This is a genomic window from Streptomyces glaucus (assembly GCF_039533365.1).
Taxonomy (GTDB): Bacteria; Actinomycetota; Actinomycetes; order Streptomycetales; family Streptomycetaceae; genus Streptomyces; species Streptomyces glaucus.
Genome location: NZ_BAAATK010000029.1, coordinates 26,041 through 41,295, shown reverse-complemented (window position 1 = coordinate 41,295; position 15,255 = coordinate 26,041). Strand labels below are relative to the sequence as shown.

Annotated in this window: 11 protein-coding genes; 6 read left to right on the top strand and 5 right to left on the bottom strand. The window is 72.2% G+C overall.

The genetic code is table 11. The annotated features are described in order from the left end of the window. Nucleotides 1–116: 116 nt before the first annotated feature. A complete protein-coding gene (locus ABD363_RS21125; RefSeq protein WP_344605891.1) occupies nucleotides 117–515 on the bottom strand; it encodes a DUF4307 domain-containing protein in 399 nt (132 codons plus the stop codon). 216 nt (nucleotides 516–731) lie between these two features. On the opposite strand from ABD363_RS21125, the gene mca reads away from it, so the two are divergent. The 3 genes from mca (at nucleotide 732) to ABD363_RS21110 (ending at nucleotide 4,236) form a co-directional block, all read left to right on the top strand. Further along, on the top strand, nucleotides 732–1,613 hold the full coding sequence (gene mca / locus ABD363_RS21120; protein ID WP_344605889.1) for a mycothiol conjugate amidase Mca: 882 nt from the start codon (nucleotides 732–734) through the stop codon (nucleotides 1,611–1,613). Next, a complete protein-coding gene (locus ABD363_RS21115; RefSeq protein ID WP_344605887.1) occupies nucleotides 1,606–1,851 on the top strand; it encodes a hypothetical protein in 246 nt (81 codons plus the stop codon). The genes mca and ABD363_RS21115 overlap by 8 nt, the downstream gene beginning before the upstream one ends. A 318-nt stretch (nucleotides 1,852–2,169) precedes the next feature. Beyond that, a complete protein-coding gene (locus ABD363_RS21110) occupies nucleotides 2,170–4,236 on the top strand; it encodes a thioredoxin domain-containing protein (RefSeq protein WP_344605885.1) in 2,067 nt (688 codons plus the stop codon). A gap of 22 nt (nucleotides 4,237–4,258) precedes the next feature. Here the strand turns inward: ABD363_RS21110 and ABD363_RS21105 are convergent, their stop codons facing one another. Together ABD363_RS21105 and ABD363_RS21100 are read right to left on the bottom strand one after the other, a co-directional pair. Beyond that, nucleotides 4,259–5,440, bottom strand: a complete 1,182-nt coding sequence (locus ABD363_RS21105; protein WP_344605883.1) for a glycosyltransferase — start codon at nucleotides 5,438–5,440, stop codon at nucleotides 4,259–4,261. After that, nucleotides 5,437–6,663: a glycosyltransferase family 2 protein gene (locus ABD363_RS21100; protein WP_344605967.1), complete on the bottom strand. Its 1,227-nt coding sequence runs from the start codon at nucleotides 6,661–6,663 to the stop codon at nucleotides 5,437–5,439. Before ABD363_RS21100 ends, ABD363_RS21105 begins: the two co-directional genes overlap by 4 nt. A 593-nt stretch (nucleotides 6,664–7,256) precedes the next feature. On the opposite strand from ABD363_RS21100, the gene ABD363_RS21095 reads away from it, so the two are divergent. Together ABD363_RS21095 and ABD363_RS21090 are read left to right on the top strand one after the other, a co-directional pair. Continuing rightward, complete coding sequence (locus ABD363_RS21095; protein WP_344605881.1) at nucleotides 7,257–8,684, top strand: ArnT family glycosyltransferase; 1,428 nt, start codon at nucleotides 7,257–7,259, stop codon at nucleotides 8,682–8,684. Nucleotides 8,685–8,745: 61 nt separating this feature from the next. Then, a complete protein-coding gene (locus ABD363_RS21090; RefSeq protein ID WP_344605879.1) occupies nucleotides 8,746–11,235 on the top strand; it encodes a galactose oxidase early set domain-containing protein in 2,490 nt (829 codons plus the stop codon). A gap of 48 nt (nucleotides 11,236–11,283) precedes the next feature. On the opposite strand, the gene ABD363_RS21085 is transcribed toward ABD363_RS21090, so the two are convergent. Together ABD363_RS21085 and trhA are read right to left on the bottom strand one after the other, a co-directional pair. Further along, nucleotides 11,284–12,009: a Mut7-C RNAse domain-containing protein gene (locus ABD363_RS21085; protein WP_344605877.1), complete on the bottom strand. Its 726-nt coding sequence runs from the start codon at nucleotides 12,007–12,009 to the stop codon at nucleotides 11,284–11,286. Between the two features lie 157 nt (nucleotides 12,010–12,166). Beyond that, a complete protein-coding gene (gene trhA / locus ABD363_RS21080) occupies nucleotides 12,167–12,880 on the bottom strand; it encodes a PAQR family membrane homeostasis protein TrhA (RefSeq protein ID WP_344605875.1) in 714 nt (237 codons plus the stop codon). A 370-nt stretch (nucleotides 12,881–13,250) separates the two neighbouring features. On the opposite strand from trhA, the gene ABD363_RS21075 reads away from it, so the two are divergent. After that, nucleotides 13,251–15,074 carry a phosphoenolpyruvate carboxykinase (GTP) gene (locus ABD363_RS21075; RefSeq protein ID WP_344605873.1) on the top strand — a complete coding sequence of 608 codons (1,824 nt, stop codon included), beginning with the start codon at nucleotides 13,251–13,253 and terminating at the stop codon, nucleotides 15,072–15,074. The last annotated feature ends 181 nt before the right edge of the window (nucleotides 15,075–15,255 follow it).

The window sequence follows — 15,255 nt, the reverse complement described above, 5'->3', positions numbered from 1 at the left end:
CGGATGGGCGAAACCACGAGCCTAACAATTCACCGGCCCAAGGGGGAGGACAAAAGCCGCCGGATTCACGTCAACGCAGGTCAGCGGCTAGGTATTCCGGGTGATGCCGGACGGTGTCACCCGGCGTGGCAGCCGAGCAGCTCGGCCGTCGTGCCCGGAGCCGTCGTGCGCAGCGTGACCACCTCGTCGATGCGCGTGGCGTCGCCGGCGAAGCGGAAGTCGGCCCGGCCGACCTCGGCGCCGTCCTCCGCCTGGGACCGCACGGTGCAGTAGCCGCTGACCCCGGCGTCCTTGCGGACCTCCAGACGGACCCGCACCGAGTCCTCCGAGGTGTCAAAACTGATCACTTCGCCGCTGATCTTGTTCTGCCCGACGTAGTGGTAGGCGAAATAGCCGATCACCGCGAGCAGCACCGCCGCGAGGACGGCGCCGACGGCTTTGAGCGTGCGGTCGGCGCGCTCGTCCGAGGAGCGGCCGTAGCGGCCCTCCGGCGGTCGCGTGCTCGTCGTGCTCATGATCGGTCCTTTCGGCAGGGGCGGACGGATGTCCCGAAAGGGGCCCTGAAGTCCGGTCCCGGAATTATTCGCCGCCCGGTTCGGTCACTATAGAAGCCCCCGTCCGCACCCCGATCGCCACCCCTCGACGACGTTCCTCCGGGACGGCACCCGCGGGGGCGACACCTATTGGACCGCGCCGACGCACAGGGCGCCGACTGACTTGAGGATTGAGTCTTGACTGACCAGCTGCGACTGATGGCCGTGCACGCCCACCCCGACGACGAGTCGAGCAAGGGCGCGGCCACCATGGCGAAGTACGTGTCCGAAGGGGTGGACGTGCTGGTGGTGACCTGCACGGGCGGTGAGCGCGGCTCCATCCTGAACCCGAAGCTGCAGGGCGACGCGTACATCGAGGAGCACATCCACGAGGTGCGCAAGAAGGAGATGGACGAGGCCCGCCAGATCCTCGGCGTCAAGCAGGAGTGGCTCGGCTTCGTCGACTCCGGCCTGCCGGAGGGCGACCCGCTGCCGCCGCTGCCCGAGGGCTGCTTCGCCCTGGAGGACGTCGACAAGGCGGCCGGTGAGCTGGTGAGGAGGATCCGCTCCTTCCGCCCCCAGGTGATCACCACCTACGACGAGAACGGCGGGTACCCGCACCCCGACCACATCATGACCCACAAGATCTCGATGGTGGCGTTCGAGGGCGCGGCGGACACCGAGAAGTACCCGGAGACGGAGTTCGGCCCGGCGTGGCAGCCGCTGAAGCTGTACTACAACCAGGGCTTCAACCGTCCCCGCACCGAGGCGCTGCACCACGCGATGCTGGAGCGCGGCCTGGAGTCGCCGTACGGGGACTGGCTCAAGCGCTGGGACGAGTTCAACCGCAAGGAGCGCACGATCACCACGCACGTGCCGTGCGCCGACTTCTTCGAGATCCGCGACAAGGCGCTGATCGCGCACGCCACCCAGATCGACCCCGACGGCGGCTGGTTCCGGGTGCCGATGGAGATCCAGAAGGAGGTCTGGCCCACGGAGGAGTACGAGCTCGCGAAGTCCCTCGTGGACACCTCCCTCCCCGAGGACGACCTCTTCGCGGGCATCCGGGACAATGCCTGACATGAGCGCAAGCGCAAGCCTGGCACTGACGCACCTCGTCACCCTCGCCGAGGTCGACGAGGACAAGGTCACCCCCGGCGTCCTCGGTTTCCTCGTCTTCGCGGTGATGGCCCTGGCGGTGTGGGGCCTGATGAAGTCCATGAACAGGCACATGGGCAAGGTCGACTTCACGGAGGCCCCGGAGCCGGAGCCCGGCCCGGGCCAGGCTCCGGGCGAGCCCGGGGCCCAGCGGGGCTGACAGGACGGCGGGGCCCGTCCGCCGCCCGCGCCCCGTCCCCCACCCCCGGGGGTGGGGGACGGGGCGCGGGCGGACCCCGGCCGGGACGGCACGGGCGGCGCCGACGGGACCGTGCGGTGGCAAAGGCGGCTCCTCGGGGCCGTCGCCGCGCGGACCGGCGAGGCGGGCGCCGCGGAACGGGCGCCGCGGAACGGGCGGCGGGGAGCGGGGAACCGGTGTGCCCGGCACCGTTCGGGGCACACGGCTGAGCACGGGCCCCGGCGACGGGGCTCGCTCCCCCTCGGTCCTCAGCAACGGCACTGCGGCAGGATGGACACCATGCCGAACCGACTGGCGCACGAGACGTCCCCGTACCTCCTTCAGCACGCCGACAACCCCGTCGACTGGTGGCCCTGGTCGGACGAGGCCTTCGCGGAGGCGCGCCGGCGGAACGTGCCCGTCCTGCTGAGCGTCGGTTACAGCAGCTGCCACTGGTGCCACGTGATGGCCCACGAGTCCTTCGAGGACCGGGAGACCGCCGACTTCCTCAACGCGCACTTCGTCAGCGTCAAGGTCGACCGCGAGGAACGCCCCGACGTGGACGCCGTCTACATGGAGGCGGTGCAGGCGGCGACCGGGCACGGCGGCTGGCCCATGACGGTGTTCCTCACCCCGGACGCCGAGCCGTTCTACTTCGGCACCTACTTCCCGCCCGCGCCCCGGCACGGCATGCCCTCCTTCCGGCAGGTGCTGGAGGGCGTCCGCGCGGCCTGGACGGACCGGCACGAGGAGGTCACCGAGGTCGCCGGGAAGATCGTGCGGGACCTCGCCGGGCGGGAGATCTCCTTCGGCGGCACCGAGGTCCCCGGCGAGCAGGAGCTCGCGCAGGCCCTGCTCGGGCTGACCCGCGAGTACGACCCGCAGCGCGGCGGCTTCGGCGGGGCGCCGAAGTTCCCGCCGTCCATGGTGCTGGAGTTCCTGCTGCGCCACCACGCGCGCACCGGCTCCGAGGGCGCCCTGCAGATGGCGCAGGACACCTGCGAGCGGATGGCCCGCGGCGGCATCTACGACCAGCTCGGCGGCGGCTTCGCGCGCTACTCCGTGGACCGCGACTGGACCGTGCCGCACTTCGAGAAGATGCTGTACGACAACGCCCTGCTGTGCCGCGTCTACGCCCACCTGTGGCGGGCCACCGGGTCCGCGCTCGCCCGCCGGGTCGCCCTGGAGACCGCCGACTTCATGGTGCGCGAGCTGCGCACCGACCAGGGCGGGTTCGCCTCCGCGCTCGACGCCGACAGCGAGGAGGCGGCGCCGCGCGAAGCGCGTCACCCCCAGGGCGGTGGCGGGACGGGCAGGCACGTCGAGGGCGCCTACTACGTGTGGACGCCCGCGCAGCTGCGCGAGGTGCTCGGGGAGGAGGACGCCGACCTCGCCGCCCGGTACTTCGGCGTCACCGAGGAGGGCACCTTCGAGCACGGCGCGTCCGTGCTCCAGCTGCCGCAGCGGGACGGGGTGTTCGACGCCGCCCGGATCGCCTCCGTGAAGCGGCTGCTGCTGGACGCGCGCTCCCGCCGCCCCGCCCCCGGCCGCGACGACAAGGTCGTCGCCGCCTGGAACGGCCTGGCGATCGCCGCGCTCGCCGAGACCGGCGCCTACTTCGACCGGCCCGACCTCGTCGAGGCCGCCGTCGCCGCCGCCGACCTGCTGGTCCGGGTGCACCTCGACGACCACGGCCGGCTCACCCGCACCAGCAGGGACGGCCGGGCCGGCGCGAACGCGGGCGTGCTGGAGGACTACGCCGACGTGGCGGAGGGGTTCCTCGCCCTCGCCTCCGTCACCGGCGAGGGCGTCTGGCTGGACTTCGCCGGGCTCCTCCTCGACCACGTCCTGACCCGCTTCACCGACGACTCCGGCGCCCTGTACGACACCGCCGCCGACGCCGAGCGGCTGATCCGCCGCCCCCAGGACCCCACCGACAACGCCGTCCCCTCCGGCTGGACCGCCGCCGCGGGCGCCCTGCTCGGCTACGCCGCGCACACCGGCTCCGAGACCCACCGCACCGCCGCCGAACGGGCGCTGGGCGTGGTCAAGGCGCTCGGCCCGCGCGTGCCCCGCTTCATCGGCTGGGGGCTCGCCGTCGCCGAGGCCCTCCTGGACGGGCCCCGCGAGGTGGCGATCGTCGGCCCGGCGGCCGACGACGCCACGAGGACCCTGCACCGTGCGGCGCTCCTCGGCACCGCTCCCGGCGCGGTCGTCGCGGTCGGCGCGCCGGAGAGCGACGAGTTCCCGCTGCTCGCCGACCGCGGTCTGGTCGACGGCCGCCCGGCCGCGTACGTGTGCCGCCGGTTCGTGTGCGACAGGCCGGTGACGGACCCGGCGGGGCTCAGGGCCGGGCTGGCCTCCTGAGCCCCGCCGGGTCCCGGCCGGCTCAGCCGAGGGGGTCCGGTACCGGCTCCCGCGCGACCGGGACCGCTGCCGCCGCCGCGCGCCCGCGCAGCCGCCGGTACACCCACCGGTCGACGACCAGGAACCGGGCCGTGAAGACGACGGCCATGCTGAGCGCGGTCGCGGGCAGCACGGACATGCCCGCGGCGGCGATGAGCAGGGCGGCGAGCGGGATGCGGGCCACCAGGTCGACGTTGCCGACGGCCGCGAAGGTGAGCAGCCGGACCGAGCGCCGGTGGTGGCGCCGCTGGTTGCGGTAGACGAAGGAGTCGATCAGGGCGAAGTTCCACAGCAGGCCCGCCTGGTTGGCGATGATCTCGGCGGGGGCGTGGTGCAGTCCGTCCGCCGCGGAGGTCAGCAGCCACAGCAGGGCGAGGTTCGGGACGAAGCCGGAGAGCCCGATCAGCCCGAAGACGACCGCGCGGGCGCGGGCGTCGGCGGTGCGCAGGGTGATGAGGTGCCGCAGGAAGCGCAGGCCCTCGCGCGCGGTGGACTTGGACTCGCCCGCGTGCCGCTCGCCGAACGCGTACGGGACCTCCGCGACGGAGCGGGGACGGCACCGCACCGCCAGCTCCAGCAGGATCTTGTAGCCGAGCGGCTGCAGCCCCTCGTCCTCGGCGGCGGCCCGGTCGACGGCCGTGCGCCGGACGGCGAAGAAGCCGCTCATCGGATCGGTCAGGCCGCTCAGGGCGCGCGGGAAGAGGCCCTTGGACACGAGCGTCGAGGCGCTGGAGACCAGCTTGCGGTAGCCGCCGTCGAGGCCGCCGCGGTCGCCGCCGGCCGTGTAACGGCTGGCCACGACCAGTTCCGCGCCGCTCGTCTCGCCCCTCGCGATCAGCTCGGGGATCAGTTCGGGCGGATGCTGCAGGTCGGCGTCGATGACCACGATCCACGACGCGGCGGCGCGGGCGATGCCCTCGACGACCGCGCCGCCGAGGCCGCCCTCGGGGGCGGGGCGGTGGTGCAGCACCACGGGGACCGGGCAGGACGCGGCCGCCGCCTCGATCACCTCGCAGGTGTGGTCCGTGGAGTCGTCGGCGAACACCACCTCGGCGCGTGTCCCGGCGGGGACGGCGGCGGCGATCCTGGCGAGGAGCTCGCGGATGTTGCCGGCCTCGTTGAAGGTCGGGACGACGATGGACACGTCGGCGGGCGACGCCGTCACGGTGCCTCCTGGGGCTGCGGGGCCTGGGCGGGCAGGTGGGCGCCCACGTGGGAGGTCAGCTCCCAGTCGCGGCGGCCGGTGTACTCGCGCCACACGGCGCGCAGGGCGGCGGCCGCGAGGACCACGGCGTACACCGGTCCTCCGGCGATCAGCTGGACGTAGTGCCGGAGGCCGATGCGGAAGCCGTACTCGCGGCCGAAGTCGTGCAGGGCGACGGCCTCGAAGACCACCATGGCGGCCATCGGGAGCATCGGCAGCCAGGCGAACAGGGAGAAGGGCAGCGGCACCCCGCCGATCAGGGCGAGCACCACCCCGAGCGGGATCATGACGCCGGTGGCGGCCTGCAGGAACGGGGTGCTGAGGGTGTAGCGGGCGAGCAGCCGCTGGCCGGTGCCGGGCAGCCGGCGCCACTCGCCCTTGCGGAGCACCTGCAGGAAGCCCTGGTTCCAGCGGGTGCGCTGCTTGTAGAGCGCCCGGATCGAGCCGGGCGTCTCCTCCCGGGTGACGAGGGCCGAGTGGTACGCGACCACCACCTTCGCGCCCCCGCTGGACAGCCGTACGCCCAGGTCGCAGTCCTCGGCGAGGCAGTCGCCGTCCCAGCCGCCGGTCCGCCGCAGCAGCCCGGCGCGGACGAAGACGGTGTTGCCGCCGAGCGGGATGAACCCCTTGCGGGCGTGCAGGTGCAGCCGGCTGCGGAACCAGAAGAAGTACTCCAGGCAGTTGCGCAGGCTGTACCAGCTGCTCTGGTAGTTGATCAGCTGCACGCCGCCCTGGACGACGTCGGCGTTCTCCCGCCGGAAGGCGAAGTCGACGTGGGCGAGCAGGTCCGGGTGGACGACGTCCTCGGCGTCGAAGACGCCGACGACGTCGCCCCGGGCGTGCGGCAGCGCGGTGTTCAGGGCGCGGGGCTTGTTCTTCGCCTCGTGGGTGTCGACCACCGTCCGCACCCTGCCGGGATGCTCGGCGGCCAGTTCGCGGGCGATGGCGGCGGTGCCGGGGTCGTCGTGCCCGACGATCAGGATGATCTCGTAGTCCGGGTGGTCGATGCGCAGCATCTGCTCGACCGTGTGGCGCAGGACGGCCTCCTCGTGCCGGGCCGGGACGAGGAGCGAGAAGGACAGCCCGGGTGTGCCGTCGGGCTCGGCGAACGCCGTCGACCGAAGCGTCTCGGGAGTGCGCCAGGCATGGAGCATCCACCAGAGCGTGACGCCCGCGGCGGTCATGAGGACGACGGAATCGACTAACAGGATGGCGGAGACCACGAATTCCCCCCTCGGTCTTCCTTGGTCTTCCTCGGCTTCTCCGGACGCCGGGCTCCCCAACCCGTCGTGCCTCCGGATGCTTCACAGATCGGCCGAGCCCTCTCGCGATCGGCGGCGCTGCCGGTTCTTCCGCGGTGTTCCGGGATTTTTCGCGGGTGATGTGCCAGGGCTCCCGGGCGAAGCTAGCAGGTTCTCCATTTCCCCGGCAATGCGGCCTCCCGGGGACGATCTTCGGCACTTCCGGAATGACAGATTCTTCTTATGCGGGGGTCCGCGGTGTGCCATGATGCTGCGGCATGCCTGATTCCTGGGCTTTCGAGGGGGAGGTCCCGGGGCGGTCAGGGCCAAAAAGTGGGGGTGGGGGATTCCGCATGGGGACTGCCGTGCCGCACACGCGTGTGCGTGAAGGGTCCGACGGAGGAAGTTCAGATCGTTCCTCGTCCGTTTTCCGGCCGGCACCGGGCAATTCACAAGAGGGTGGATCGCCCGCACGTCGCATAATGTTTCGGCCGGATTATTTCTGGGTTACTCCCGTTCTTCTCGTCGCCCTCGCGGTGCGGGCCCGGGGAATCGGGAATTATCCCTTCCCCAATGACGACGAGGGCACTTATCTCGCGCAGGCCTGGGCCGTCCGGCACGGTGCGCTCGCGCACTACACCTACTGGTACGACCACCCGCCGTTCGGCTGGACGCAGCTCGCGGCGCTGTCGTGGCTGCCGTCCTGGCTCCTGCCGGACCTGCCCACGTTCGTCCAGGGACGCATGGCGATGCTCCCGGTGGCGGGGATGACCTGCGTACTGGTCTACGTCGTCGGCCGCCGCCTCGGCCTGGTCCGGCCCGCCGCGGCCGGAGCCGTGCTGCTGTACGCCCTGTCGCCGCTCGCGGTGGTGCTGCACCGGCAGATCTACCTGGACAACTTCGCCGTCCTGTGGGCGCTGGCCGCCTTCGCGTTCGCCCTCTCGCCGCGCCGCCACCTGTGGCATCACGTCTCGGCGGGCGTGGCCTTCGCGCTGGCGGTGCTGTCCAAGGAGACCATCGCCGTCCTGCTGCCCGTGCTGCTGGTGACCCTCTGGCAGGGCAGCCACCCCAGCACCCGCAAGTTCTCCTTCGCGGGGTTCGGCTCCGGGTTCGTGCTGACCGGCCTGTTCTATCCGCTGTACGCCCTGCTCAAGGGCGAGCTGTGGCCCGGCCCGGGGCACGTCTCGCTGCTCGGCACCCTCAAGTTCCAGCTCGGCGGACGCGAGGGCAGCGGCTCGCCCTTCACGGCGGGCACCGACGCCCACCGGCTGTTCGCGGACTGGCTGGCCCGGGACCCCTACCTGCTGGTGGGCGGCGCCGCGGCGGCCGTGCTCGCGCTGGCGGTGCGCGGGCTGCGCCCGGCCGCCCTCGCCGTGCTGGTGCTGGCGCTGGTCGCGCTGCGGCCCGGCGGCTACCTGCCGCAGATGTACATCGTGCAGGTCCTGCCCTTCCTGGCGCTCACCCTGGCCGGGCTCGTCCAGGCCGGGACCGCCCGGCTGCCCGGCGGGCCGCGTCTGCGGCTCACCGCCGGCGTCGCGGCCGCCGCCGCCGTGGCGGCGATCGCCGGCCCGCACTGGTACCAGCAGGACCGCTCCGCCGTCACCGCCGACGACAACGGCGTCTACCGCGACGCCTCCCGCTGGCTGCGCGAGACCCCCGTCGGCGACCGCGACCAGGTGCGCGTCGTCACCGACGGCGTGCTGTGGCTGGACGCGGTCGACGCCGGGTACCGCCCGGGCACCGGTGTCATCTGGCACTACAAGCTGGACCAGGACCCGGCGGTCACCAGGACGCTGCCGCACGGCTGGAAGGACATCGACTACGTGGTGTCCACCCCCGCCCTGCGCGGCGAACGCGAGAACCTGCCCACCCTGCGCGACCTGTTCGCGCACGGCCGCCCGGTCGCCACCTTCGGGGAGGGCGGCGGCCGGATCGACATTCTCCGGATCGACGGCGGCCGGTAGTCCGCAGGACCGTCGACGACCAGGGGATCCGGGGGGATCCCTGACCAAGGGGGGACACACCATGCTGTCCGGAACCGGAAGACCCGGCAGCGGACACCGGCTGCCGCGCCCGCACGGCAGACCCGTCCGGCTGCTGCTGACCGCCTTCGTGCTCTTCACCACCGCCCTCGGGCTCGGCCCGCTCGGCGCCCCGCCCGCCACCGCCGCGGCCAACCTCGTCCAGAACCCGGGCCTGGAGATCCTCGACGGCCCCTCGCGGTTCCCGCAGTGCTTCGAGAAGTCGGGCTGGGGCGACAACGACTACACCTTCACCGTCACCGACGACGCCCACAGCGGCAGCCGCGCGGTACGGGTCGAGCTGACCCGGCGCGCCGACGGCGACCGCAAGACGATGATGCTGGAGAACTCCTGCGCGCCGCGGGTCACTCCGGGCCGCCAGTACGACCTGTCGTTCTGGTACCGGTCGACGACGCCGGACGTGGCGCTCACCGTCTTCCGGCACGACGCCGAGCTGGGCTGGGTCTACTGGACCGACCTCAAGACCCTCGCCCCGTCGGCGGGCTGGAGCCGCACCGAGGTCCGCACCCCGGTGATCCCGCCGGGCACCGACCAGATCACCTGGGGCGGCGCGCTCTACGGCGTGGGGACCCTGACCACGGACGACTACGCCATGGTCGACGCCACCGTCCCCGCCGAGCCCGACCCCTGCCGCACCGGCGGCACCGGCCCGGAGTGCAAGGGCCGGTGGACCGTGCAGACGCTCCGGGCCCCGGTGCGGGCCATCCACTCGGTGCTGCTGCACACCGGCAAGGTGCTGCTGATCGCGGGGTCCGGCAACGACCTCGACATGTTCGAGGCCGGCACCTTCAAGACCGCGCTGTACGACCCGGCCACGGGCGACTACACCGACATCCCGACCCCGGAGGACTTCTTCTGCGCCGGGCACGTCCAGCTCCCGGACGGCCGGGTGCTGGTGGTCGGCGGCAACAAGGACTACGCCGAGCCCGACGGCAGCGTCGGCTACAGGGGCCTGCGCTCCAGCTACGTCTTCGACCCCGGCCGGAACAAGTACGTCAAGGTCAACGACATGCTGGCCGGCCACTGGTACCCGTCGGCGACCGCGATGGGCAACGGCGACGTCGTCTCCCTCGGCGGCCTCGGCGAGGACTCCGCGGGCACCGTCGTCAACGAGCACTTCTCCTACGCCCGCAACGAGTGGCTGCCGATGGGCGAGGCCAAGCAGGCCTGGGCCTTCTGGGGCCTGTACCCGTCGATGATCCTGCTGCAGGACGGCCGTCTCTTCTACACCGGCAGCCATGTCTTCGGCAACGGCCTGCCGGGCACCGGCGCCTCCGTCTACGACTACGGGGCGGGCACCGTCGCCGAGGTCCCGGGCCTGCGGAAGAAGGACGAACGCGACCAGTCGATGTCCGTCCTGCTGCCGCCCGCCCAGGACCAGAAGGTCCTCACCATGGGCGGCGGCAACCACACGGTCGCGCCGGACGCGCACCGGCTCGTCGACCTGATCGACATGAAGGCCGACTCGCCGCGGTACGTGCCCGGTCCCGACCTGCCGCAGGGCCACTACGCGGACGGCAGCCCGCAGACCGGCGACGAGGGCAAGGTGTACGTCTCGGCCGTCATCCTCCCCGACGGCAAGGTCCTGGAGACCGGCGGCGCCCTGCACACCTACCGCGAGGACCCGGTCTTCGAGGCGTCGCTGTACGACCCGGCGACCAACGCCTTCGAACCGGGCCTGGCCACCGACCCGGTGCCGCGGACGTACCACTCCTCGTCCACGTTGCTGCCGGACGGCCGGGTGCTGAGCGTCGGCGACAACCCGGGCGACGGCTCCTTCGACCAGCGCGTGTCGGTCTACGAGCCGCCGTACCTCTTCAAGGGCGACCGCCCGCGGATCACCTCGGTGGCGGACACCACCTGGGCGTACGGCTCCTCGCAGCGCATCACGGTCGACAAGCCGGTGGTCAAGGCGTCCCTGATCCGCCCGGCCGCGGTCACCCACTCCTCCGACCCCAACCAGCGCTACGTCGACCTGCCGATGACCGTCGACGGCACCACCGTCGACCTCAGCCTGACCAGCAACCCGAACCTGGCCCCGCCCGGCTGGTACATGCTGTCGGTCGTGGACGCCGGCGGTGTGCCGTCCGTGTCCCGGTGGGTGCGGATCGGGCCGGAGGGCCAGGTCGCCGCCGCCCGCGTCCAGGCCTTCGCCGAGGAGCTGACCGGGAGCGCCGCGAGCACCGGCGCCGACGCCCACCGGAACCACCGGGGCGTCACGATGCCCGAGGGGTACGACGGCTGCGACCACTCCTACGGCACGATCAGCCAGTGCGTGCCGTGGACGTTCCCGGAGATGCCGCGGGCCGAGCGGTGCGACTGGCTGGCGGAGAAGGGCTACGGCCGCATGGAGGTGCACGGCCGCGACCGGCACCGCCTGGACCGGGACGAGGACGGGGTCGCCTGCGACAGCGGGGACTTCACCGGGAAGCGCCCCCGCCCCGGGGCCGGGAAGCACCACCACCACCACTAGGCGACGGCGCGGCCGGGCTCACCGGCGGGTCCGGCCGCGCACGCCGCCTCAGGAACCGAACTCCGCCAGGGCGCGCTCCACGATGGCCTCCAGCTGCTCGTGGTGCGCGCCCTTCCAGTAGGCCCGGCCGCACGCGGTGCACTGCGCGAACACGTCGTAGGTCCGCCGCGTCCCATGCTCGAGCTGGTCCGCCACCTCCTCCTTGGCGGCCCGGCGCAGCAGGCCGTTGCAGGCGGTGCAGCGGGTCCAGGGCCGCAGCTCGGGCTGGAACCGCTCCAGCACGTCGCGGAGCTGGTCGTCGGGGCGGGTGCTGTAGACGAACGCGCCCGCCCACAGCTCGCGGCGGCGCAGCAGGCCCCGGTCCCGGCTGAGCATGACCCGCTGCTCCGCCGCCGAGCGGGCGGCCAGCGCCGGATCCCCGATGTCCGTCGACTCGTACGCCGTGTCCACGCCGAGCAGCCGCAGGCGGCGGGCCAGGGTGCCGAGGTGCACGTCGAGGAGGAAGCGCAGCGGAGCGCCCGGCACCCGCTGCGGGCGCTCCACGGCCCGCACGGTCACCGACTCGCCGGCCGCGGGGATGTGCGCGGGCGGCACCGGGCGGTGGTCGACGAGGAGCGCGCCGACCTCGGTCAGCGGGACACCGAGGGACTCGACGACGTGGCCGAGGGTGGAGACGCCGTCGACGGCGACCCGGGTGGCGCCCGTCCGCCGTGCCTGCGGGACGAACAGGTGCAGTTCCGGAGGGAACTCGACGTGGATCGCGGGACCGTTCACCCGGTCAGAATGTCATGGCGGCGGGGCGGGGCTTCGGCGTTTCGCGGCGGGCGGACCGTGCCCGGCGACGGCCGGGGCGCGGCCCGCCGGGTCCTGCTTCCGGGCCCGGGGGACGGCCACGGCCGGCGAGCCGTGGCCGTCCGGTGGGGGCGCAGGGCTACGCGTGCTGGTACGCCACCAGCGAGATCCCCACGTAGTGCGCGATGAACGCCGCCAGGGTCAGGGAGTGGAACACCTCGTGGAAGCCGAACCAGCGCGGTGACGGGTTGGGGCGCTTGAGGGCGTAGATCACCCCGCCCGCGCTGTAGAGCAGGCCGCCCACCACCACCAGGACGAGGACGGTGACGCCGCCGGTGCGCAGGAAGTCGGGGAGGTAGAAGACGGCTGCCCAGCCCATCGCGATGTAGCAGGGCGTGTAGAGCCAGCGCGGGGCGCCGACCCAGAACACCCGGAAGAGGATGCCGGCCGCCGCCGCGGCCCAGATGCCCCACAGCAGCCACCGGCCCTTGGAGTCGGGCAGGAGCAGCAGGGTCAGCGGGGTGTAGGTGCCCGCGATGATCAGGAAGATGTTCGCGTGGTCGAGGCGGCGCAGGACGCCGTCCATGCGAGGGCTCCAGTTGCCCCGGTGGTACAGCGCGCTCACACCGAACAGCAGGCAGGCCGTCAGGGCGTAGACGCTGCATGCGATGCGGCCCCTGGCCGAGTCGGCGAGGGCGGTGAGCACCAGGCCCGCGACGAGTACGGCCGGGAACATGCCCAGGTGCAGCCAGCCGCGCAGCTTGGGCTTGACCGGATGCGGCAGGGAGAGCGCCACGGGGCCGCGACCGTCGGCCTGGCCGTCCGTGGACGCGTCGAAGGCGGACGCAGTCATAGTTCGAATCGTACCTACGGAACCGTAAGTTACGTGTCAGTACACCCGTGGGACGGGTGAGGGTGGTCATCGTCTCACGGGGTACCCGGTCGCACACGTCTCATTCCCGCCGGGCGCGTCCCGCCCGTGCGAGGTAAAAGAACATTCAGATGAACCCAACGTGTCGGTAAAGACACGCTGAGGAACGCGCAGGTACGTGGCGTTCCTCACTCCGCTCAAGTGTGAGGCCCTCTGGACAGATGGGCGCGCACATCGGATGATCAAATGAGTGCGGTCGGCACCGGATGAGCGCCGAGTTCCCACCGTGAAGCATCCGGGTCGCAGCCCCCACGGGGCCTCCAGACAAAAAATCCCTCACCTAGGAGCAATCGTGGCGCGCGACATCGCGGCTCCCCCCGTCGTCCCCACCAAGCACCAGGAGCTGATCTCGTGGGTGGACGAGATCGCCGAACTGACGCAGCCGGACAACGTGGTCTGGTGCGACGGATCCGAGGCCGAGTACGAGCGACTGTGCGAGGAGCTCGTCCAGAAGGGCACCTTCCGGAAACTCGACCCCGTCAAGCGCCCCCACTCCTACTACGCGGCCTCCGACCCCACCGACGTCGCCCGCGTCGAGGACCGGACCTTCATCTGCTCCGAGAAGGAGGAGGACGCCGGTCCCACCAACCACTGGAAGGCGCCCGCCGAGATGCGGGAGATCTTCACCGGTGAGAACGGCCTGTTCCGCGGCTCCATGCGGGGCCGCACCATGTACGTCGTGCCCTTCTGCATGGGCCCGCTCGGCTCGCCGCTGTCCGCGATCGGCGTCGAGATCACCGACTCGGCCTACGTGGCCGTCTCCATGCGCACGATGACCCGCATGGGCCAGGCCGTCCTCGACGAGCTGGGCGACGAGGGCTTCTTCGTCAGGGCCGTGCACTCGCTGGGCGCCCCGCTGGAGCCGGGCCAGGAGGACGTGCCCTGGCCCTGCAACCGGACCAAGTACATCTCCCACTTCCCGGAGACCCGCGAGATCTGGTCCTACGGCTCCGGCTACGGCGGCAACGCCCTGCTCGGCAAGAAGTGCTACGCCCTGCGCATCGCCTCCGTCATGGCCCGCGACGAGGGCTGGCTCGCCGAGCACATGCTGATCCTGAAGCTGACCCCGCCGCGCGGGGAGTCCAAGTACGTCGCCGCCGCCTTCCCCAGCGCCTGCGGCAAGACCAACCTGGCCATGCTGGAGCCGACCATCCCCGGCTGGACGGTGGAGACCATCGGCGACGACATCGCCTGGATGCGGTTCGGCGAGGACGGCCGGCTGTACGCGATCAACCCCGAGGCCGGCTTCTTCGGCGTCGCGCCCGGCACCGGCGAGCACACCAACGCCAACGCGATGAAGACGCTGTGGGGCAACGCCGTCTTCACCAACGTCGCCCTCACCGACGACAACGACGTGTGGTGGGAGGGCATGACCGAGGAGCCCCCGGCCCACCTCACCGACTGGAAGGGCAACGACTGGACGCCCGAGTCCGGCACCCCGGCCGCCCACCCCAACGCCCGCTTCACCGTCCCCGCCGCGCAGTGCCCGATCATCGCGCCGGAGTGGGAGGACCCCGAGGGCGTGCCGATCTCGGCGATCCTCTTCGGCGGCCGCCGCGCCAGCGCCGTCCCGCTGGTGACGGAGTCCTTCGACTGGAACCACGGCGTCTTCCTCGGCGCCAACGTGGCCTCCGAGAAGACCGCCGCCGCCGAGGGCAAGGTCGGCGAGCTGCGCCGCGACCCCTTCGCGATGCTGCCGTTCTGCGGCTACAACATGGGCGACTACATGGCCCACTGGATCGAGGTGGCCAAGGACAAGGACCGGTCCAAGCTGCCGAAGATCTACTACGTCAACTGGTTCCGCAAGGACGACGAGGGCCGGTTCGTCTGGCCCGGCTTCGGCGAGAACTCCCGCGTCCTGAAGTGGATCGTGGAACGCCTGGAGGGCCGGGCGGAGGGCGTCGAGACCCCCATCGGCATCCTGCCGGCCAAGGACGCCCTCGACACCGACGGCCTGGACCTGTCCGACGAGGAGCTGGAGTTCCTGCTCACCGTCGACAAGGAGGTGTGGCGCGAGGAGGCCGCGCTGATCCCCGGCCACCTGAACACCTTCGGCGACCACACGCCCGAGGAGCTGTGGGACGAGTACCGCAAGCTGGTGGAGCGCCTGGGCTGACACCACCCGAGGACTCCGCGGCCGGTCCAGCCGACAGTGCCCTGACCAGCGACATCGTCACGGCCGGCCGCGGTGCGGACAGCGGGCCCCGCACAACGGCGTGCGGGGCCCTCGTCATGCCGTCCGCACGCCCGCCGCGGGCCCCGCGCCGACGCCTCCGGCGGACTCCCCGCGCCGGGCG